Here is a 20,183-nt window from a genome sequence, read left to right as displayed (position 1 = left end):
GGCCACGCGATCATGTACGTGCTCGGCACGACGTACAACCTGTCGAAGCGCACGTTCCTGTACGGGACGGTCGCGTACGTGCGCAACGGCGGGAATTCGAACTTCTCGCTGCTCGCGTCGCCGCGCGACGCGACGTCGGGCACGAGTCCGATGACGGGTGAGTCGCAGACGGGCGCGTATGTGGGGATGATGCATACGTTCTGAGCGGCGGATCTGCCGGTGCATCGGCTTCAGGGTTCGCGCGTCGTCGCGCGCTGTCGTCACGGGCCCGCATGTTTCATCGGCGCGTGTGGTGGTTTCATGCAGTGGTCCTATGTTTCGTGCTTCGCAACCGAACTTTGGGTATTGGTATTCACGCTGCGTCAAATGATTCATCCCGGCCATGTCGATCTTTTCCCCGCTTTTGAAAGCACGCGCAGGTCGGGTATCGCCAGCGTCCCGGTCGCTTCCAGTCGCCCCGGCGCGCCAGTTTTTTTCACCGCGGCCGTTTCGGTTCGGCCGGTCATCAGTCACTCTTCTCTCGGTAAGGTGATGTCATGAAAACATCCAACAAGCAGCATGCCGGACTTGCCTCGTGGCGTCGGCGTACGCCGGCCATGATCGGAACGCTTGCCCTGTTCGGCATGCTCGCAAGCGGCCCGGGTGCGGCGGCGGACTGGGTCTTTGCCGGGCAGGGTGTCGACAACACGCGTACCGCGCCGGACGAGCGCGTCATCGGCGTCGACAACGTCTCGCAGCTTGCGCCGCGCTGGACGCTGGATACCGACGGCAACGTGTCGGCCACGCCGACCGTCGCCAACGGCACCGTGTATGTGCCGGACTTCGGCGGCTCGCTGTGGGCGGTCGATGCCGCCAGCGGCAAGGTGAAGTGGAAGAAGAAGATCACCGAATACAGCGGCATCGACAACGATGCGTCGCGCACCAGCCCGGCCTACTGGGAAGGCACGCTGATCTTCGGGCAGGGCACCCAGGTTGCGAACAACCCGACCGGCGCGTTCGTGCTGGCAGCGAAGGCAGAGGATGGCGCGCCGCTGTGGCGGACCAAGGTGGATTCGGATCCGACCGCGATCATTACCCAGTCGCCGATCGTCGATCGCGGCGTGGTGTACGTCGGCCTCTCGTCGCGTGCCGAGGCGCTCAAGGACAAGCCGACCTATCGCGGCGCGGTGGTCGCCCTCGACGCCAGGACCGGCAAGATGCTGTGGAAGACCTATATGGTGCCGAAGGGATATACCGGCGGCTCGGTGTGGGGCAACACGGCGGCGGTCGATCATGAAACCGGCCTGCTCTACGTGACCACGGGCAACAACTTCTCGGTTCCGCCGGGTCACTGCCGTTACCCGACCCAGAAGAACTGCAAACCCGATACGCCTGCCAACATGATCGACAGCTTTGTCGCGCTCGACCTCAAGACCGGCAGGATCGTCTGGCATACCCGTACGTTGGCGGCCGACATGTCGACCAACTACGACCACGACGACGGCCCGGACTACGATTTCGGCTCGGGGCCCAACCTGTTCAAGGCGACCATCAACGGGAAGGAGAGGACGTTGGTGGGCGCAGGCGCGAAGAGCGGCGTGTACTGGGCGCTCGATCCCAAGACCGGCAAGGTGGTCTGGCAGACGCAGGTCGGGCCGGGCAGCCTGCTGGGCGGCATGCTGTGGGGGACGGCCGCCGACGGCAAGCGCATCTACGTTTCGATCGGCAACCTGGACGGAAAATCGATCGACGTCGACAACGGTCCGAACGGCCAGAAGACGACCAAGGGCGGCATCTGGGCGGCGGTCGACGCCGCCACCGGCAAGGTGCTGTGGCGCACGGCCGACCCGCAGGGCAAGATGGACACGGTGGCGATGTCGGCCGCAAACGGGGTCGTCTATGCCGGCTCGTTGGCCGGGACGGGCGCGAGCATGTATGCGCTCGATGCGGCGACGGGCGAGATCAAGTGGAGCTACGAGAACAACGGCGCGGTGGTGTCGGGCGCTGCCATCGTCGACGGGTCGGTGTACTGGGGGGCGGGCTACCACACCAAGGTACTCGGTCTGCCGTACGACGGCACGAGTCACAAGCTCTATGCGTTCGGTCTTGCCGCCAGGCAATAAGCGCAACGCAGATACCGGCGTACGCGGATGACGGGTTGCTCGTGCGCCGGCGCAAGCCCGGCCAGGCGGATGAAGAGGCGCAACGCCGGACACCGGGGCGCGCGCTGCGCTCCGGACCCTGTTCCAATCTTGCGGGAGAGACGATTTGGTTCTTCGACACAATATCGGTCGTTGGCGGGAGGTGGCCTTCGAGGTCGCCGCATGGGATGGCGTAGGCGCGCAGGTCGACCTTTCCTGTGGCTGCATGTTTGCCCGCGAGGCGACGGGCGATGGCCCGACCGGCGGGTTACGCCATCTCGACCTCGCACTGTCGGGGGCACTCATCGGCTTGCGGCGCGAGGGCCGTTTTCTGGCCGCGCCGATGGAAACGCTGTGGATCAGCCATCCGCCCGCGGGCATCGCGGCGCGTTCCTTGTTGCTGGTCGGGCTCGGCGATCCGGCAAGCTGGACGATCGCAAGAACCGCCGATGCCGTCGCCACGGCCGCGCGGACGGCGATCCAGCAAGAAGTCGAAAGCGCGGCCTTTGCGCCGAGCATACTCGACGGCGGGCTGACGACCGCCGCCACCGAAGGCATGCCGCAGGCCATGGTGAAGGCCGTGCTGGCCGCGATCGACACCGGGTATCGGGTCGCGGAGCTGGGTCTTGCCGCGCCCCCCGCGCTGCGCCGCTGGGTGTTCGACGTCGGCGCGGCGCGCTTCGACGGCGCCGTGGAGCATTTCGGCAACGCGCTTGCAGCCGCACGGACCTGACTGACCCCGTTTGGCTGTCGCGTACGGCATCTCATGACGCCGCATCCGGACAAACCCCTCCTCATCGAAATTCGTCCCAAACCCCCGCCATACAAGCCGCTCCCTGCGCATAGTGGTTTCCACCCATAGTCGCAAATAGTCAAGAACAGGTCGCCGGCGGTCGTCTTGCGGTGAATATGGCTCGTTACTTTTACTCCCACGATGCAGGCCGGGACGCACTCCGCGCACCGTCGGACATCGGTCCAACCGAAGGGGAGAAACCATGAAGTCGACAAAGATCGCCGCGTTCGTCGCGGCCGTGCTGGCGACCGGCGCGTTCGCGACCGCGGCGCAGGCCGAAACGGATGCCGCGACTTGCCGCAACGTACGCTTCGCGGATATCGGCTGGACCGACATCACGTCCACCACGGCGCTCGCGTCGACGGTGTTCGAAGGGCTCGGCTACAAGCCGACGACGACGATCGCATCGGTGCCGATCTCGTTCGCCGGCCTGAAGAGCAAGCAGCTGGACATCTCGCTCGGCTACTGGTGGCCGGTGCAGCAGAAGCAGCTCCAGCCGTTCCTCGACAGCAAGTCGATCAACGTGGTCGAACCGCCGAACCTGTCGGGCGCGAAGGCGACGCTCGCGGTGCCGAGCTACGAATACCAGGCCGGCCTGAAGACCTTCGAGGACATCGCGAAGCACCGCGCGGAGCTCGACGGCAAGATCTACGGGATCGAGCCGGGCAGCAGCGCGAACGCGACGATCCAGAAGATGATCGACACGAACCAGTACGGCCTCGGCGGCTTCAAGCTGGTCGAATCGAGCGAGGCGGGGATGCTCGTCACGGTCGAGCGCGCGATCCGCGACAAGAAGTGGGTCGTGTTTCTCGGCTGGGAACCGCATCCGATGAACATCCAGATCAGCATGAACTACCTGTCCGGCGGCGATGCGGCGTTCGGCCCGAACTACGGCGAAGCGCGCGTGTACACGCTGACGGCGCCCGACTTCATCTCGCGCTGCCCGAACGCGGGCAAGCTCGTCGAGAACCTGCGCTTCACGACGCAGCTGGAGAACCAGCTGATGCAGTCGGTGATGAACAAGACGAAGCCGGCCGACGCCGCGAAGGCGTACCTGAAGAAGAATCCGCAGGTGCTCGATGCCTGGCTCGCCGGCGTCAAGACGTTCGACGGCAAGGACGGCCTGCCTGCCGTGAAGGCCTATCTCGGCCTGTAACGGCCCGCACGCGCCGCGAGCGGGCGGCGCGCAGCGAAAAATCATCTGCAGTACGACGGAAATCGAGCGACACGAACCGAAGCAAACGAGGGCACTCAGCATGAACCACGAAGTCATCATCACCTGCGCGGTCACCGGCGCGGGCGATACGGTCGGCAAACATCCGGCGATTCCGGTCACGCCGAAGGAAATCGCGGCCGCCGCGATCGAGGCCGCGAAGGCCGGCGCGACGGTGGCGCACTGCCACGTGCGCGATCCGCAGACGGGCCGCGGCAGCCGCGACCCGAACCTGTACCGCGAAGTGGTCGACCGGATCCGTTCGGCGGACGTCGACGTGATCATCAACCTGACGGCCGGCATGGGCGGCGATCTGGAGATCGGCCCGGGCGAAGACCCGATGCGCTTCGGCAAGGGCACCGATCTCGTCGGCGGCCTCACGCGTCTCGCGCACGTCGAGGAACTGCTGCCGGAAATCTGCACGCTCGACTGCGGCACGCTGAATTTCGGCGACGGCGACTACATCTACGTGTCGACGCCCGCGCAACTGCGCGCTGGCGCCAAGCGCATCCAGGAACTCGGCGTGAAGCCGGAACTGGAAATCTTCGATACGGGCCATCTGTGGTTCGCGAAGCAATTGCTGAAGGAAGGGCTGCTCGACGATCCGCCGCTGTTCCAGCTGTGCCTCGGCATTCCGTGGGGCGCGCCGGCCGACACCGGCACGATGAAGGCGATGGTCGACAACCTGCCGCCGGGCGCGCACTGGGCCGGCTTCGGGATCGGCCGCATGCAGATGCCGATGGTCGCGCAGGCGATGCTGCTCGGCGGCCACGTGCGCGTGGGCCTCGAAGACAACATCTGGCTCGATCGCGGCGTGCACGCGACCAACGGCACGCTCGTCGAGCGTGCGCGGGAAATCGTCGAACGGCTCGGCGGCCGCGTGCTGACGCCGGCCGAAGGGCGTCGCAAGCTCGGCCTGCCGGCGCGTGGCGAGCGCCTGCTCGAACGCCGCGCGGTGGCCGAGTTCGCGTGAGTTTCAAGGCTGATTCCGCTTCAATGCGGCGGCGCGCACGGGTGCGCCGCCGTCCGATTCTCCTCGATTTGAAGGATGTGTTGACATGGCAGTGAAGACCGACATCAAGACGTTCGCCGCGATCGGCACCGGCGTGATCGGCAGCGGATGGATTTGCCGTGCGCTCGCGCACGGTCTGGACGTGGTCGTGTGGGACCCCGCGCCGGACGCGGAAGCGCGCTTGCGCGCGAGCGTCGCGAATGCATGGCCCGCGCTCGAACGCGTCGGCCTCGCGCCGGGCGCCGATCCCGCGCGGCTGCGCTTCGAGTCGACGATCGAGGCCTGCGTCGCCGACGCGGACTTCATCCAGGAAAGCGCACCGGAGCGCGAGGCGCTGAAGCTCGAACTGCACGAACAGATCAGCCGCGCGGCGAAGCCGGACGCGATCATCGCATCGTCGACGTCGGGGCTGCTGCCGACCGACTTCTATGCGCGGGCGACGCATCCGGAGCGCTGCGTGGTCGGTCATCCGTTCAATCCGGTCTACCTGCTGCCGCTCGTCGAGGTGCTCGGCGGCGCGCGCACCTCGCCGGAAGCGGTCGAGGCGGCGATGGAGATCTATCGCAAGCTCGGCATGCGGCCGCTGCACGTGCGCAAGGAAGTGCCGGGCTTCATCGCGGACCGGCTGCTCGAAGCGCTGTGGCGCGAGGCGCTGCATCTCGTCAACGAGGGCGTCGCGACGACCGGCGAGATCGACGATGCGATCCGCTTCGGCGCGGGCATCCGCTGGTCGTTCATGGGCACGTTCCTGACGTACACGCTGGCCGGCGGCGACGCGGGCATGCGACACTTCATGCAGCAGTTCGGCCCCGCGCTCGAACTGCCATGGACGAAGCTGGTCGCGCCGAAGCTGACCGATGCACTGATCGACAGCGTCGTCGAAGGCACGAGCGAGCAGCAGGGCACGCGCAGCATCAAGGAACTCGAGCGCTATCGCGACGAGTGCATCACCGAGGTGCTGAAGGCGATCGCCGCGGTGAAGGCGCGGCACGGAATGCGATTCGAGGACTGAACGAACATGACAGGCGATACCCCGCTGACGATCTACCGCGACGTCGTGCGGCCCGAATGGGTCGACTACAACGGCCATCTGCGCGACGCGTTCTATCTGCTGATCTTCAGCTTCGCGACCGATGCGCTGCTGGACCGCATCGGTCTCGACGACGCCGCGCGTCGCGAGCGGGGCCGCTCGGTCTACACGCTCGAAGCGCACGTGAACTATCTGCAGGAGATCAAGGAGGGCACGCGCGTGCGCGTCGATGCGCGCGTGCTCGCGCACGACGCGAAGCGGCTGCACCTGTATCTCGAACTGTTCGCCGACGGGCACGACGGCGCGGTGTCGGCGAGCGAGCAGATGCTGCTGCACGTCGACACGCGCAACGGCGCGAAATCGGCGCCGTTCGACGACGACGTCGCCGCGCGCGTGGCCGAACTGCATGCGGTGCAGCGCGATTGCGCGGCCCCTGCGTATGCGGGCCGCGTGATCGGACTGCCGCCGCGCCGCTAGCGTCGACGTTCAACCCTGGACCGCGGAGCGCACACGATGCTCGAACCGGAAATCGCGGCGTTCGTCGCGGCCGTCGACGCGTGGTATCCGGCCGACGCAGCGGCGCGCTCGCCCGACGAGCAACGCCGCGTCTACGATCGCTTCGCGGCCGCATGGACGCCCGCCGAACTGCCGGCCGGCATCGTCCGGCACGATGCGGTGTGGCATGCGCCGGACGGACGCGCGATCGCGCTGCGGCGCTATGCGCCCGCGCACGGTGAGCCGCGCGGCACCGTGCTGTTCTTTCATGGCGGCGGCTTCGTCGTCGGCTCGCTCGACAGTCATGCGTTGATCACCGCGCAACTGGCGGCCGACACGGGGCTTGCCGTGATCGCGGTCGACTACCGGCTCGCGCCCGAGCATCGCGCGCCGGCCGCGCTCGACGATTGCCTGGCCGTCACGCGCGCCGTGCGCGACGCAGCGCACTGGCCGTTCGACGCGTGCGCGCGACCGCTGACGCTCGCCGGCGACAGTGCCGGCGGCAACCTCGCGGCCGCCGTCGCGACCGCGCTGCGCGATGCGGGCGAAGGCGGCATCGACGGGATCGCGCTCGTCTATCCGATGCTCGGCTTCGAACCGCAATCGCCGGCGCGCGAAACCGAGGCACACGCGCCGATGCTGACGCTCGACGACGTCCATCGCTATCGCGCGTTGTACTGGGGCAGTGAACGCGACGATGCGCCGGGCGATGACGATGGGCTGCTGCGCGCCTCGGTGCCGCTCGCGGCGGCGCGTTTCGACGGCCTGCCGCCCGTGCTCGCGATCGGCGCGGAACACGATCCGCTGCGCGACGATGCGCGCGTCTATGTCGAACACATTCTCGCGGCCGGCGGCGCCGCGCGTTACTGGATGGGAGAGGGGCTGGTGCACGGCTGCTGGCGCGCGCTCGGAACGAGCCCGCAGGCCGCGCGGATGCACCGGATGATCGGCGGGTTTCTGCTCGCACCACACGCGTAGCGGGCGTTTTCCGGGAGGCAACGATGCAGGCAGCGCAACACCGTATCGAGGACTGGCGGACCTTTTCCGCCGACGCCGCCATTGCGGCGGCGACGATCGGCGAGGGTGCGGTGAACGTCGAGTGGAGCGACACGCGACGATCGCCGTTTCACTTCGACTGGTTGCGCGACAACTGCGCGTGCTCCGCGTGCGTGCATGCGCTCACGCGCGAACAGGTGTTCGAGATCGCCGATGCGCGCGAGGATCTGTCGGCGCTCGTCGTGCATGTCGAAACCGACGGCGCGCTGCACGTCGAGTGGAACGACGGGCATCGCAGCGCCTGGTCGCCGGGATGGTTGCGCGCGCATGCTTACGACGATGCGTCCCGCGCGGAACGCCAGGCCGCGCACGGGCGGCACGTGTGGACCGGCGACGATGCGACGGCGATCGGCGTGTTCGCGTGGCGTGACGTGATGAAGGACGACGGCGCGTTGCTCGCCTGGCTCGCCGCGTTGCAGCGCACGGGGCTGACGCTCGTCGAGGGCGTGCCGGCCGAACCCGGCCGGGTCGACCAGATCGCGCGGCGTGTCGGCCTGATCCGCGAAAGCAATTTCGGCGTGCTGTTCGATGTCGAATCGAAGCCGCGGCCGGACAGCAATGCCTATACGTCGCTGAACCTGCCGCCGCACACCGACCTGCCGACGCGTGAATTGCAGCCGGGCGTGCAGTTCCTGCACTGCCTCGCGAACGACGCAACGGGCGGAGACAGCGTGTTTCTCGACGGCTTCGCGCTCGCGGATGCGCTGCGGCGCGAATATCCGGACGATTTCACGCAACTTGCGTCGACACCGTTCGAGTTCTGGAACAAGAGTGCGAACAGCGACTACCGCTGTTCGGCGCCGGTGATCGGGCTCGATGCGCGCGGCAACGTGACCGAGGTGCGCGTCGCGAACTTCCTGCGCGGGCCGCTCGATGCGCCGGCCGGCGCCGTCGCGGCCGTCTACCGCGCGTACCGGCGGTTTCTCGCGCTCGCGCGCGAGCCGCGTTTCCGCGTGCAGCGCCGGCTGCGGGCGGGCGACATGTGGGCGTTCGACAACCGGCGCGTGCTTCATGCGCGCACCGAGTTCGATCCGTCGACGGGCCGCCGGCATCTGCAGGGCTGCTACGTCGATCGCGACGAACTGCTGTCGCGCTGGCGTGTGCTGTCGCGTGCGCTGCCCGCGGCTGCCGCCGGGCGCTGATCGGCGCATTCGACTTCCGCAGTCGACTTCGTTACGCATACCTCGCCGGAGAAAAAGCGCCCGGACGCAAGGCGCCCGGGCGAAGCCACCCGCTGCCGGGCGGCGGAGGTATGCGTTTTCACAAAAAAAGACGAGCCCGCATGAGGGGCTCGTCCGGATCCAGCTTCTTCATCGCGCGATGCGCGGTGCGCCCGCCGGGGGCGCGTCGGCTTACTGGCCGAAGAAGACCGAGTCGCGTGCGTTCGACGACGCTGCGGCAGCCGGGGCGCCCGAGTGGACGACCGGAGCCGGTTGCGCGCCGTAGCCGCTGGCGTCGGCACCATGAACGCGCGCTTCCGCCGACTGGATGTCGTTCGGGTAGTACGGGCTCGACACGCCCGGCTTGTAGCCGGCTTGTTCGAGCTGAACCAGTTCGTTGCGGACTTGAGCGCGGGTCACGGTGCTTTGTGCGAAAGCGCCGAACGAAGCGGACAGGGCGACAGCGGCAACAACTGCGGAAACGAGCGATTTCATGATGACCTCCGGTGTTTTATTGGGTTCGCTTGCGACACCATGTCTGCAGCGATTGACTAAATCTTAGTCACCGGGTCGTTGAGGGTAAACGCTGATTTTGACGATAGATTGTTTCCAGGGCGGTAACAGTGGGACGCCGGATCAGGCTTTCATCCTGCTTTCGTTTCTGTAAGTGTAATAAGTATGAAGAATGTTGAGGCGGCACGCGCGGGATTCAGCGCGCCTCGGCGGCCGCATCGAACGGCTTGGCGGGCGGCCGGCCGGCGGACGCGCCCGAACTCAGGAAACGCACGCCCGTCGCGGCTTCGGAGGCCTCCCACAGCAGAGCCGCGAGGGCCACGTCGCGTGCCGCGCGCGGCACGCTCGCCGGTGCCGGCAGGCCGCGCGACTCGAGCCAGCCGGACGGCCCGATGTACGAGCCGCCGGCGAGGTCGGGCGACGTCGCCGCATGAATCGCGGGCAACGCACCCTGCTCGGCCGGTTGCGCGAGATAACGGTTCGCCGCGCGCATCAGCGCGGCGCGCGTGGGCGAACTGTCCATCGCGGGGCCCGCGAACTGCAGGTTGGTTGCCGCGTAGCCGGGATGCGCGGCGACGCTGATTCCCGCGAACCCCGCGCGCTGGAAGCGGCGCTGCAACTCGAGCGCGAACACCAGGTTCGCGAGTTTGCTGTCGCAGTAGGCGAGATAACGGTTGTAACGGTGCTCGGCGCGCAGGTCGTCGACCCGGATCCGGCCGCCGCGGTTGAAGCCGCTCGACATCGTCACGACACGCGCGCGCCGGGCGGCGCGCAGCGCGGGCAGCAGATGGCCGGTCAGCGCGAAATGGCCGAGGTGGTTGGTGCCGAACTGCATCTCGAAGCCGTCGTGCGTGTGCCGCAGCGGCAGGAACATCACGCCGGCGTTGTTGCAGAGGATGTCGACGCGGCCGTGGCGGTCGGCGACGTCGGCGGCGAAGCGCCGGATCGACGCGAGATCGGCGAGGTCGAGCTGATCGACTTCGATCTGTGCGGCGGGATGGAGCCGGCGAATCGCAGCGGCGGCGTGGGCGGCGCGCGCGGCATCGCGGCAGCCCATCACGACCGTCGCGCCCTTGGCGGCCAGCGTTTCCGCGATATGCCAGCCGAGGCCGCTGTTGGCGCCGGTCACGACCGCGACCTTGCCGCCTTGCGCCGGGACGTGGCGCGCGCTCCATGCATGCATGTCTGCCTCCATCGGCGTGGCAGTGCGCCACGACGCGTAATCGTTACATTGGGTGGTGTAACGATAGTCCGCGCAGGCGGGACAGACAAGCGGGGGAATTAGACCGGCGGTTCTAGGGCGCGCCAGCGCATCAGGCCGCGGGCCCCGGCACGGGTGGCCGGCGGGCGTTACCGGCTCCCGGCCAGCGCGAGCACTTCGGCCGCGGAGATCATCGCCGCCGCGTTCGCGGGTGCCGGGCGCTCGGCCGGGCGGAACACTTCGTCGCCGCGCTGGATGACCTGGCGCGACAGCGCGCAGGTGCCGGTGCGCTGCGCGAAGCGGCGGCGCCAGCGCTGTTCGCCGTAGTGACAGCGGCCGGGTTCGACCCAGCGGACGACGAGCAGCGTATCGGAGCGTTCCAGAATTTCGACGTGGACGTCGGCGGGATCGAGCACAGGCAGGGATTTGGAGGCCTTCATTTGCCGTTTCCTAAAGCTCGTGCGGTTTCGGCCGTGGCAGTGGATGTCACTACCCGAGGGCGAATCCGTAGCGGTTTCCATGAGTGGTGCGCTAAATGTAAGCGTCTGTGACCGGAAAAAACATCCTGTCTGGCTCAAATTACCTTTTGCCGAATCAGAAACAATCGACGCGCATTTTCGTGAAAAAGCCAACGACAAAAGCGCCCCGGACGCGCACGCCCGGGGCGGAAAATCGGCCCGCGCCCCCGTGTCTGCTCGCTCAGTCACGTGGACACCGGGGGGACGGAGACGCCCGTCAGGGATCGGCGACGGGCGGGGGGGCGGTGTCCGGGGAAGCGCGGTCCGGCAACACCATGATCGCGCGCGCCCGCCGTTGACACCCTGACGGGAACATGACTTTTTTGTCAGTTTCGCGGTGCCGACGGAGCGACTCCGATGCCCCGGGGTCGCGAAAACGCCCACCGGTATTGGCTTTGCGCGATACGCGGCCGATCGGCGGAACCTGAAAAATACGGTAATCGAAGCCCGCCGCAGCGCCTTCCGCCCGATTCTCCCGCTCGGGAAAATACTGAATCACACGAACGTGACAAATCCGGAATCTGTTCCTATGATTGGTTGGACCTTTAGTCCTTTGTGCCAATCAGCCGGCCCGGCCGGCTTCTTCGGGAGAGGTGCTCATGAGATTGCAGGGCAAGCGCGCGCTGGTGACGGCGGCCGGGCAGGGTATCGGCCGCGCGACCGCGCTGCGGTTCGCAAGCGAGGGTGCCGACGTGCTGGCGACCGACATCAACGAAGCCGCGCTCGCGCAACTCGCGGCCGACGCCGAACGCGCGGGCGGCCGGCTGGCCACGCGGCGGCTCGACGTGACCGATGCGGGCGACGTGGCCACACTCGCCGCGCAGGAGCGCGCGTTCGACGTGCTGTTCAACTGTGCGGGCTTCGTGCACCACGGCTCGATCCTCGACTGCGACGACGCCGCGTGGGCGTTCTCGCTGAACCTGAACGTCACGTCGATGTACCGGCTGATCCGCGCGCTGCTGCCGGCGATGCTGGCTGCGGGCGGCGCGTCGATCGTCAACATGGCGTCGGCCGCGTCGAGCGTGAAGGGCGTGCCGAACCGGTTCGTCTACGGCACGACCAAGGCGGCCGTGATCGGCCTGACCAAGTCGGTCGCCGCCGATTTCGTCGAGCAGCGCATCCGCTGCAACGCGATCTGCCCGGGCACGATCGAGTCGCCGTCGCTGGAGCAGCGGATCGCCGAGCAGGCGCGCACGCGCCAGGTGTCGACCGATACCGTGCGCCAGGCGTTCGTCGCGCGTCAGCCGATGGGCCGTATCGGCACCGCGGACGAAGTGGCCGCGCTCGCGCTGTATCTCGCGTCCGACGAAGCGTCGTTCACGACCGGCGCGATTCACCTGATCGATGGCGGCTGGTCGAACTGACCGCGTCTAGCCGACCGCGTGTAGCCGACCGCTTCCTTCCACTCACTTTCCATTTCCGCTCACACCACATGAAACTGCTGAGATTTGGCGACAAACACCATGAAAAGCCGGGCCTGCTCGATGCGCAGGGCAGGATCCGCGACCTGTCGGGCGTGATCGACGACGTCGCCGGCGACGCGCTCGCACCCGCGTCGCTCGCGCGGCTGCGCGAGCTCGACCCGGCGTCGCTGCCGCTCGTCGAAGGCGCGCCGCGGCTCGGCGCGTGCGTCGGCCGCGTCGGCAAGTTCATCTGCATCGGCCTCAACTATTCCGACCACGCGGCGGAATCGGGGATGGACGTCCCGAAGGAGCCGGTCGTGTTCGGCAAGTGGACGAGCGCGATCTCGGGGCCGAACGACGACGTCGAGATCCCGCGCGGCTCGGAGAAGACCGACTGGGAAGTCGAGCTGGGCGTCGTGATCGGCCGGGGCGGCCGCTATATCGACGAAGCCGACGCGCTGTCGCACGTCGCCGGCTACTGCGTGGTGAACGACGTGTCGGAGCGCGAGTACCAGCTCGAACGCGGCGGCACGTGGGACAAGGGCAAGGGCAACGATACGTTCGGCCCGCTCGGCCCGTGGCTCGTGACGGCCGACGAAGTGCCCGATCCGCACGCGCTGCGGCTGTGGCTGGAAGTGGACGGCCACCGCTACCAGAACGGCACGACCGCGACGATGGTGTTCCGCGTGCCGCACCTGATCAGCTACCTGAGCCGCTTCATGAGCCTGCAGCCGGGCGACGTGATCTCGACCGGCACGCCGCCGGGCGTGGGCCTCGGGCAGAAGCCGCCCGTCTATCTGCGCGCCGGGCAGGTGATCACGCTCGGCATCGACGGGCTCGGCGAGCAGCGCCAGCGCACCGTGCAGGCCTGAAACCCTTTCCCGGACGGTTCGCCATGCCTATCATTCGATCGATGCGCGTCCTCGACGTGCGCTTCCCGACCTCGCGCCAGCTCGACGGTTCCGATGCGATGAATCCGGACCCCGATTATTCGGCTGCGTACGTCGTGCTCGAAACCGACCGCGACGGGCTCGAAGGCCACGGGCTCACGTTCACCATCGGGCGCGGCAACGAAATCTGCTGCGCGGCGATCGACGCGATGCGTCACCTCGTCGTCGGCCTCGACCTCGACTGGATCCGCGAGGACATGGGCCGCTTCTGGCGGCACGTGACCTCGGACAGCCAGTTGCGCTGGATCGGCCCCGACAAGGGCGCGATCCACCTGGCGACGGGCGCCGTCGTGAACGCGGTGTGGGATCTGTGGGCGAAGGCTGCGGCCAAACCGCTGTGGCGGCTCGTGGCCGACATGAGCCCCGAGGACATCGTGCGCGCGATCGATTTTCGCTACCTGACCGACTGCCTGACGCCGGACGAAGCGCTCGACCTGCTGCGCCGGCAGGCGCCGGGCAAGGCCGAGCGGATCGCGATGCTCGAGCGCGAAGGCTACCCGTGTTACACGACGTCGGCCGGCTGGCTCGGCTACAGCGACGACAAGCTGCGCCGGTTGTGTCACGAAGCGGTGGACGCCGGGTTCGATTACGTGAAGCTGAAGGTCGGCGCGAACCTGGAGGACGACATCCGCCGCGTGACGATCGCACGCGAGGTGATCGGCCCGGACCGCAAGCTGATGATCGACGCGAACCAGGTGTGGGAAGTCGACGAGGCGATCGACTGGGTGCGCGAGCTGGCGTTCGCGAAACCGTGGTTCATCGAGGAGCCGACGAGCCCCGACGACGTCGAAGGGCATCGCAAGATCCGCGAGGCGATCGCGCCCGTGCAGGTCGCGACCGGCGAGATGTGCCAGAACCGCGTGATGTTCAAGCAGTTCATCGCGCGCGGCGCGATCGACGTCGTGCAGATCGATGCGTGCCGGCTCGGCGGCGTGAACGAGATACTCGCGGTGATGCTGCTGGCCGCGAAGTACGGGCTGCCGGTGTGTCCGCATGCGGGCGGCGTCGGGCTGTGCGAATACGTGCAGCATCTGTCGATGATCGACTACGTGTGCATTGCCGGCACGAAGGAAGGGCGCGTGACCGAATACGTCGATCACCTGCACGAGCATTTCGTCGAGCCCTGTGTCGTGCGCGGCGCGGCGTACCTGCCGCCGACGGCACCCGGCTTCTCGATCGAGATGAAGCCGGCATCGCTCGAGCAGTACCGGTTCCGCGGCTGAAGCGCGCAGCGCGCAGCACGACGGCGCACGACGACCCGCGCATGACCTGCGCGCGGCGACAACATGAACGACGGAGACGCGAAGTGGATTTGAATCTGCAAGACAAGGTCGTGATCGTGACCGGCGGCGCGTCGGGCATCGGCGCCGCGATCTCGATGCGGCTTGCCGGCGAAGGCGCGATTCCGGTGGTGTTCGCGCGCCACGCGCCGGATGACGGCTTCTGGCGCGCACTCGCGCAGAAGCAGCCGCGCGCCGCGTGCGTGTCCGTCGAGCTGCAGGACGACGCACAGTGCCGCGACGCAGTCGCGCAGACCGTCGCGCGCTTCGGCCGCATCGACGGCCTCGTCAACAACGCGGGCATCAACGACGGCGTCGGGCTCGATGCCGGGCGCGACGCGTTCGTCGCGTCGCTCGAACGCAACCTGATCCACTACTACGTGATGGCGCATTACTGCGTGCCGCACCTGAAGGCGACGCGCGGTGCGATCGTCAACATCTCGTCGAAGACGGCCGTCACCGGCCAGGGCAACACGAGCGGCTATTGCGCATCGAAGGGCGCGCAGCTCGCGCTGACGCGCGAATGGGCGGTCGCGCTGCGCGACGACGGCGTGCGCGTGAACGCGGTGATCCCGGCCGAGGTGATGACGCCGCTCTACCGGAACTGGATCGCGGGCTTCGACGACCCGGAAGCGAAGCTCGCGGAAATTGCCGACAAGGTGCCGCTCGGCAAGCGCTTCACGACCGCCGACGAGATTGCCGACACGGCCGTGTTCCTGCTGTCGGCGCGCGCATCGCACACGACGGGCCAGTGGCTGTTCGTCGACGGCGGCTATACGCATCTCGATCGCGCGATCGGCTGAGGGCGGCGAGCCATGCAACCCGATCCGAACCCGACGACCCCCGCGCCCGCGGCGCTGATCGAGCTGACCGGCGTCAGCAAGCGCTTTCCGGGCGTGCTGGCGCTCGACGATTGCCGCTTCGACCTGCGCGCCGGCGAAGTGCATGCGCTGATGGGCGAGAACGGCGCGGGCAAGTCGACGCTGATGAAGATTCTCGCCGGCGTGTACCAGAAGGACGAAGGCGAGATCCGGATCGACGGCCGCGCGGTGGACATCGACGATCCGCGCGCCGCGCAGGCGCTCGGGATCGGCATCATCCATCAGGAACTGAACCTGATGAACCACCTGAGCGTCGCGCAGAACATCTTCATCGGCCGCGAGCCGCGCGGCCGCTTCGGCGTGTTCGTCGACGAGGACCGGCTGAACCGCGACGCCGCCGCGATCTTCGCGCGGATGCGGCTCGATCTCGACCCGCGCACACCGGTCGGCCGGCTGACGGTCGCGAAGCAGCAGATGGTCGAGATCGCGAAGGCGCTGTCGTTCGACTCGCGCGTGCTGATCATGGATGAACCGACCGCCGCGCTGAACAACGCGGAAATCGCCGAGCTGTTCCGCATCATCGGCGACCTGCGCGCGCACGGCGTCGGCATCGTCTACATCTCGCACAAGATGAACGAGCTGCGCCAGATCGCCGATCGCGTGACGGTGATGCGCGACGGCAAGTACGTCGCGACCGTGCCGATGGCGGATACGTCGATGGAAGCGATCATCGCGATGATGGTCGGCCGCCAGCTCGATGCGACGTTCCGAACGCCGCCCGATACGTCGGCCAACGCGGTCGCGCTCGAGGTGCGCGGGCTGTCGCGCGGCCGCGCGATCCGCGATGTCGGCTTCACGCTGCGGCGCGGCGAGATCCTCGGCTTTGCGGGGCTGATGGGCGCGGGCCGTACCGAGGTCGCGCGCGCGGTGTTCGGCGCGGACCCGGTCGACGCGGGCGAGATCCGCGTGCACGGCAAGACCGTGACGATCCGCACGCCGGCCGACGCGGTGAGGCACGGGATCGGTTATCTCTCGGAGGACCGCAAGCACTTCGGGCTGGCGGTCGGGATGGACGTGCAGAACAACATCGCGCTGTCGAGCATGCGGCGCTTCGTGCGCCGCGGCATGTTCCTCGATGCGCGCGGGATGCGCGACACCGCGCAGTCGTACGTGCGGCAGCTCGCGATCCGCACGCCGTCCGTCGCGCAGCCGGCGCGGCTCCTGTCGGGCGGCAACCAGCAGAAGATCGTGATCGCGAAGTGGCTGCTGCGCGACTGCGACATCCTGTTCTTCGACGAGCCGACCCGCGGCATCGACGTCGGCGCGAAAAGCGAAATCTACAAGCTGCTCGACGCGCTCGCCGCCGACGGCAAGGCGATCGTGATGATCTCGTCGGAGCTGCCCGAGGTGCTGCGCATGAGCCACCGGATCCTCGTGATGTGCGAAGGGCGCGTGACCGGCGAATTGCGCGCGGCCGACGCCACGCAGGAAAAGATCATGCAGCTCGCGACGCAGCGCGAGTCGACCGTATTGTCCTGATTCCGACGCTTACCCGATCATGTCCAACGATACGCATCCCGTTCCGCCTCTTGCCACCGGCGACACGCCGGCCGGCGCAGCGGGCCTCCGTGCCCGCTTCTTCAACCCGGCCGCGCGGCAGAAGCTGCTCGCGTTCGCGAGCCTCGTGCTGCTGATCGTGTTCTTCAGCTTCGCGTCGCCGAACTTCCTCGAAGTCGACAACCTCGTGACGATCCTGCAGGCCACCGCCGTGAACGGTGTGCTGGCCGTCGCGTGTACCTACGTGATCATCACGTCGGGCATCGACCTGTCGGTCGGCACGCTGATGACCTTCTGCGCGGTGATGGCCGGCGTCGTGCTGACGAAGTGGGGCCTGCCGCTGCCGCTCGGGATCCTGGCCGCGCTATCGTTCGGCGCGCTGTCGGGCAGCGTGTCGGGCTTCGTGATCGCGAAGATGAAGGTGCCGCCGTTCATCGCGACGCTCGGCATGATGATGCTGCTCAAGGGGCTGTCGCTCGTGATCTCGGGCACGCGGCCGATCTACTTCAACGACACGCCGGGCTTCACGTCGATCGCGCAGGATTCGCTGATCGGCAGCCTCGTTCCCGCGCTGCCGATCCCGAACGCGGTGCTGATCCTGTTCCTCGTCGCGGTCGGCGCGTCGATCGTGCTGAACCGGACGATCTTCGGCCGCTACACGTTCGCGCTCGGCAGCAACGAGGAAGCGCTGCGGCTGTCCGGCGTGAATGTCGATGCGTGGAAGATCGCCGTCTACACGTTCAGCGGCGCTGTGTGCGGGATCGCCGGGCTGCTGATCGCGTCGCGGCTGAATTCCGCGCAGCCCGCGCTCGGGCAAGGCTACGAGCTCGACGCGATCGCGGCCGTCGTGATCGGCGGCACGTCGCTGTCGGGCGGCGCGGGCAGCATCGTCGGCACCATCATCGGCGCGTTCATCATGAGCGTGCTGACCAACGGCCTGCGCATCATGTCGGTCGCGCAGGAATGGCAGACGGTCGTGACGGGCGTGATCATCATCCTCGCCGTCTACGTGGACATCCTGCGCCGGCGCCGCCGCTGACGCATGCACGCACGAACACGAACATGCAGGCGCTTCACCGCCGGCCGGGCCGGCATTTCAGTCGATACCAACCAAGGAGACGCGAAGTGATCAGGAGCAAGGTGTTGAACGCGATCGTCGGGCTGACGTTCGCCGTCGGCGCGACGGCCGGCGCGCAGGCGCAGGAATCCTACATCCCGCTGATCTCGAAGGGCTTCCAGCATCAGTTCTGGCAGGCCGTGAAGGCGGGCGCGATGCAGGCCGCGAAGGACTACAAGGTGAAGGTGACGTTCGAAGGCCCCGAAACCGAGGCGATGGTCGACAAGCAGATCGACATGCTGTCCGCCGCGATCGCGAAGAAGCCGGCCGCGCTCGGCTTCGCGGCGCTCGACAGCAAGGCCGCGCTGCCGCTCCTGAAGAAGGCGCAGGCCGAGAAGATTCCGGTGATCGCGTTCGACTCGGGCGTCGACAGCGACATCCCGGTGACGACCGCCGCGACCAACAACAAGGCCGCCGCCGCGCTCGCCGCCGACAAGCTCGCCGCGCTGATCGGCGACGAAGGCGAGGTGGCCGTGGTCGCGCACGACCAGACGAGCCGCACGGGCATCGACCGCCGCGACGGCTTTCTCGAACGGATGAAGTCCGCGCACCCGAAGGTGCAGGTCGTGACCGTGCAGTATGGCGAGGGCGATCAGCTGAAGTCCACCGAAGTGACGAAGTCGATCCTGCAGGCGTATCCGAAGCTCAAGGGCTTGTTCGGCACCAACGAAGGCTCGGCGATCGGCGTGGTGAACGGCGTGCGCGAGATGAAGCGCAAGGTCGTGATCATCGGCTACGATTCGGGCAAGCAGCAGAAGGACGCGATCCGCAGCGGGCTGATGGCCGGCGCGATCACGCAGAACCCGGTCGGGATCGGCTACAAGACGGTCGAGGCGGCCGTGAAGTCGGTCAAGGGCGAGAAGCTGCCGAAGGTCATCGATACCGGTTTCTACTGGTACGACAAGACCAATATCGACGACCCGAAAATCACGGCGGTGCTGTACGACTGAGCGCGACGTGACGCGGCGGGCAACGGTGAATCACGAGGACACCATGGGCGCAGTGCGTATCGATTCCCACCAGCACTTCTGGCGTTACCGCGCGGCCGACTATCCGTGGATCGGTCCCGGCATGGGCGTGCTCGCCCGCGACTACCTGCCCGACGCGCTGTGGCCGCAGATGCATGCACAGGCGCTCGGCGCGTCGATCGCGGTGCAGGCGCGCGCCGGGCGCGACGAGACGGCGTTCCTGCTCGATCTCGCCCGCGACGATGCGCACATCGCGGCGGTGGTCGGCTGGGAGGATCTCGGTGCGCCGGAACTCGCCGAGCGCATCGCCGAATGGCGCAGCCCGAAGCTGCGCGGCTTTCGTCACCAGGTGCAGGACGAAGCCGACGTCGGCGCGTTCGTCGCGGATCCCGCGTTCAATCGCGGTGTCGCGTGGCTGCAGGCGAACGGCTATGTGTACGACGTGCTCGTGTTCGAGCGCCAGTTGCCCGACGTGCGCGCGTTCTGCGCGCGGCACGATGCGCACTGGCTCGTGCTCGATCATGCCGGCAAGCCGCCGCTCGCCGAATTCCACCGCGATGGCGCTGCGCTTGCCCGCTGGCGTGCCGGGTTGCGCGAGCTGGGCGCGCTGCCGCACGTCGTGTGCAAGCTGTCGGGGCTCGTGACCGAGACGGACTGGCGGCGCGGCCTGCGCGGGCAGGACATCCGGCACATCGAGCAATGCCTCGACGCGGCGCTCGACGCGTTCGGCCCGCAGCGGCTGATGTTCGGGTCGGACTGGCCCGTGTGCCTGCTTGCGGCGTCGTATGACGAAGTGGCGTCGCTGGTCGAGCGCTGGGCCGAAGCGCGGTTGTCGGCGGCCGAGCGCAACGCGCTGTGGGGCGGCACGGCCGCGCGTTGCTATGCGCTGCCCGGCGATTCGAAGCCCCGCATATAAAATAGGCGCGAACGGCCCGACGCGCGCGCTCCATTCGTCAGACCGTCCGCAATGCAATCG

19 protein-coding genes and 1 pseudogene are annotated in these 20,183 nt (G+C 67.7%); 17 read left to right on the top strand and 3 right to left on the bottom strand.

Annotation, left to right across the window (positions count from 1 at the left end):
* The 9 genes and pseudogenes from DID98_RS31305 to DID98_RS31265 all read left to right on the top strand — a co-directional run.
* Window positions 1–204, top strand: a pseudogene (locus DID98_RS31305) (porin); the annotation flags it as partial.
* Between the two features lie 392 nt (window positions 205–596).
* Window positions 597–2,102 carry a PQQ-binding-like beta-propeller repeat protein gene (locus DID98_RS31300; RefSeq protein ID WP_185500411.1) on the top strand — a complete coding sequence of 502 codons (1,506 nt, stop codon included), beginning with the start codon at window positions 597–599 and terminating at the stop codon, window positions 2,100–2,102.
* 145 nt (window positions 2,103–2,247) lie between these two features.
* The gene (locus DID98_RS31295; protein ID WP_124523154.1) at window positions 2,248–2,853 is read left to right on the top strand and encodes a M17 family peptidase N-terminal domain-containing protein; all 606 of its coding nucleotides are present in this window, start codon (window positions 2,248–2,250) and stop codon (window positions 2,851–2,853) included.
* A gap of 262 nt (window positions 2,854–3,115) precedes the next feature.
* Window positions 3,116–4,069, top strand: coding sequence for a choline ABC transporter substrate-binding protein (locus DID98_RS31290; protein WP_044847783.1), 954 nt, complete (start codon window positions 3,116–3,118; stop codon window positions 4,067–4,069).
* A gap of 100 nt (window positions 4,070–4,169) precedes the next feature.
* A complete protein-coding gene (locus DID98_RS31285) occupies window positions 4,170–5,099 on the top strand; it encodes a 3-keto-5-aminohexanoate cleavage protein (protein ID WP_006484708.1) in 930 nt (309 codons plus the stop codon).
* An 85-nt stretch (window positions 5,100–5,184) separates the two neighbouring features.
* A complete protein-coding gene (locus DID98_RS31280; RefSeq protein WP_044847784.1) occupies window positions 5,185–6,150 on the top strand; it encodes an L-carnitine dehydrogenase in 966 nt (321 codons plus the stop codon).
* Window positions 6,151–6,156: 6 nt separating this feature from the next.
* Window positions 6,157–6,645 carry a thioesterase family protein gene (locus DID98_RS31275; RefSeq protein WP_124523156.1) on the top strand — a complete coding sequence of 163 codons (489 nt, stop codon included), beginning with the start codon at window positions 6,157–6,159 and terminating at the stop codon, window positions 6,643–6,645.
* 36 nt (window positions 6,646–6,681) lie between these two features.
* Complete coding sequence (locus DID98_RS31270) at window positions 6,682–7,641, top strand: alpha/beta hydrolase (RefSeq protein WP_124523158.1); 960 nt, start codon at window positions 6,682–6,684, stop codon at window positions 7,639–7,641.
* A gap of 23 nt (window positions 7,642–7,664) precedes the next feature.
* Window positions 7,665–8,861 carry a TauD/TfdA family dioxygenase gene (locus tag DID98_RS31265; protein WP_124523160.1) on the top strand — a complete coding sequence of 399 codons (1,197 nt, stop codon included), beginning with the start codon at window positions 7,665–7,667 and terminating at the stop codon, window positions 8,859–8,861.
* Between the two features lie 210 nt (window positions 8,862–9,071).
* Here DID98_RS31265 and DID98_RS31260 read toward each other — a convergent pair whose 3' ends face one another.
* The 3 genes from DID98_RS31260 to DID98_RS31250 form a co-directional block, all read right to left on the bottom strand.
* Complete coding sequence (locus DID98_RS31260; RefSeq protein ID WP_124485209.1) at window positions 9,072–9,374, bottom strand: DUF4148 domain-containing protein; 303 nt, start codon at window positions 9,372–9,374, stop codon at window positions 9,072–9,074.
* Between the two features lie 214 nt (window positions 9,375–9,588).
* Window positions 9,589–10,575 carry an oxidoreductase gene (locus DID98_RS31255; protein WP_124523162.1) on the bottom strand — a complete coding sequence of 329 codons (987 nt, stop codon included), beginning with the start codon at window positions 10,573–10,575 and terminating at the stop codon, window positions 9,589–9,591.
* 167 nt (window positions 10,576–10,742) lie between these two features.
* Window positions 10,743–11,033 carry a DUF3331 domain-containing protein gene (locus DID98_RS31250; protein ID WP_044847789.1) on the bottom strand — a complete coding sequence of 97 codons (291 nt, stop codon included), beginning with the start codon at window positions 11,031–11,033 and terminating at the stop codon, window positions 10,743–10,745.
* Between the two features lie 677 nt (window positions 11,034–11,710).
* Here DID98_RS31250 and DID98_RS31245 point away from each other — a divergent pair.
* The 8 genes from DID98_RS31245 to DID98_RS31210 all read left to right on the top strand — a co-directional run bounded on the left by DID98_RS31245 (window position 11,711) and on the right by DID98_RS31210 (window position 20,123).
* Window positions 11,711–12,475, top strand: coding sequence for an SDR family oxidoreductase (locus DID98_RS31245; protein WP_124523164.1), 765 nt, complete (start codon window positions 11,711–11,713; stop codon window positions 12,473–12,475).
* Between the two features lie 68 nt (window positions 12,476–12,543).
* The gene (locus tag DID98_RS31240) at window positions 12,544–13,386 is read left to right on the top strand and encodes an ureidoglycolate lyase (protein ID WP_124523166.1); all 843 of its coding nucleotides are present in this window, start codon (window positions 12,544–12,546) and stop codon (window positions 13,384–13,386) included.
* A 23-nt stretch (window positions 13,387–13,409) separates the two neighbouring features.
* Window positions 13,410–14,687: an L-fuconate dehydratase gene (locus DID98_RS31235; protein ID WP_124523168.1), complete on the top strand. Its 1,278-nt coding sequence runs from the start codon at window positions 13,410–13,412 to the stop codon at window positions 14,685–14,687.
* An 83-nt stretch (window positions 14,688–14,770) separates the two neighbouring features.
* Window positions 14,771–15,547 carry an SDR family oxidoreductase gene (locus DID98_RS31230; RefSeq protein WP_124523170.1) on the top strand — a complete coding sequence of 259 codons (777 nt, stop codon included), beginning with the start codon at window positions 14,771–14,773 and terminating at the stop codon, window positions 15,545–15,547.
* A 12-nt stretch (window positions 15,548–15,559) separates the two neighbouring features.
* The gene (locus DID98_RS31225) at window positions 15,560–17,104 is read left to right on the top strand and encodes a sugar ABC transporter ATP-binding protein (protein ID WP_124571964.1); all 1,545 of its coding nucleotides are present in this window, start codon (window positions 15,560–15,562) and stop codon (window positions 17,102–17,104) included.
* A gap of 19 nt (window positions 17,105–17,123) precedes the next feature.
* Complete coding sequence (locus tag DID98_RS31220) at window positions 17,124–18,161, top strand: ABC transporter permease (protein ID WP_124523172.1); 1,038 nt, start codon at window positions 17,124–17,126, stop codon at window positions 18,159–18,161.
* 86 nt (window positions 18,162–18,247) lie between these two features.
* The gene (locus DID98_RS31215) at window positions 18,248–19,189 is read left to right on the top strand and encodes an ABC transporter substrate-binding protein (protein WP_124485216.1); all 942 of its coding nucleotides are present in this window, start codon (window positions 18,248–18,250) and stop codon (window positions 19,187–19,189) included.
* A 43-nt stretch (window positions 19,190–19,232) separates the two neighbouring features.
* Window positions 19,233–20,123 (top strand): amidohydrolase, encoded by an 891-nt coding sequence (locus DID98_RS31210; RefSeq protein WP_124485217.1) that lies wholly within the window; start codon window positions 19,233–19,235, stop codon window positions 20,121–20,123.
* Window positions 20,124–20,183: the final 60 nt, after the last annotated feature.

Origin of the sequence: Burkholderia sp. Bp8984, assembly GCF_003853755.1 — a bacterium.
Classification (GTDB): Bacteria; Pseudomonadota; Gammaproteobacteria; order Burkholderiales; family Burkholderiaceae; genus Burkholderia.
The sequence above is the reverse complement of the archived record's forward strand: the minus strand, read 5'-3'. Positions and strand labels throughout refer to the sequence as shown.

Coding starts and splice junctions, on each gene's coding strand:
- DID98_RS31300 (WP_185500411.1), top strand. CDS start 597: ATGATCGGAACGCTTGCCCTGTTCGGCATGCTCGCAAGCGGCCCGGGT.
- DID98_RS31290 (WP_044847783.1), top strand. CDS start 3,116: ATGAAGTCGACAAAGATCGCCGCGTTCGTCGCGGCCGTGCTGGCGACC.
- DID98_RS31285 (WP_006484708.1), top strand. CDS start 4,170: ATGAACCACGAAGTCATCATCACCTGCGCGGTCACCGGCGCGGGCGAT.
- DID98_RS31280 (WP_044847784.1), top strand. CDS start 5,185: ATGGCAGTGAAGACCGACATCAAGACGTTCGCCGCGATCGGCACCGGC.
- DID98_RS31275 (WP_124523156.1), top strand. CDS start 6,157: ATGACAGGCGATACCCCGCTGACGATCTACCGCGACGTCGTGCGGCCC.
- DID98_RS31270 (WP_124523158.1), top strand. CDS start 6,682: ATGCTCGAACCGGAAATCGCGGCGTTCGTCGCGGCCGTCGACGCGTGG.
- DID98_RS31265 (WP_124523160.1), top strand. CDS start 7,665: ATGCAGGCAGCGCAACACCGTATCGAGGACTGGCGGACCTTTTCCGCC.
- DID98_RS31260 (WP_124485209.1), bottom strand. CDS start 9,374: ATGAAATCGCTCGTTTCCGCAGTTGTTGCCGCTGTCGCCCTGTCCGCT.
- DID98_RS31255 (WP_124523162.1), bottom strand. CDS start 10,575: ATGCATGCATGGAGCGCGCGCCACGTCCCGGCGCAAGGCGGCAAGGTC.
- DID98_RS31250 (WP_044847789.1), bottom strand. CDS start 11,033: ATGAAGGCCTCCAAATCCCTGCCTGTGCTCGATCCCGCCGACGTCCAC.
- DID98_RS31245 (WP_124523164.1), top strand. CDS start 11,711: ATGAGATTGCAGGGCAAGCGCGCGCTGGTGACGGCGGCCGGGCAGGGT.
- DID98_RS31240 (WP_124523166.1), top strand. CDS start 12,544: ATGAAACTGCTGAGATTTGGCGACAAACACCATGAAAAGCCGGGCCTG.
- DID98_RS31235 (WP_124523168.1), top strand. CDS start 13,410: ATGCCTATCATTCGATCGATGCGCGTCCTCGACGTGCGCTTCCCGACC.
- DID98_RS31225 (WP_124571964.1), top strand. CDS start 15,560: ATGCAACCCGATCCGAACCCGACGACCCCCGCGCCCGCGGCGCTGATC.
- DID98_RS31220 (WP_124523172.1), top strand. CDS start 17,124: ATGTCCAACGATACGCATCCCGTTCCGCCTCTTGCCACCGGCGACACG.
- DID98_RS31210 (WP_124485217.1), top strand. CDS start 19,233: ATGGGCGCAGTGCGTATCGATTCCCACCAGCACTTCTGGCGTTACCGC.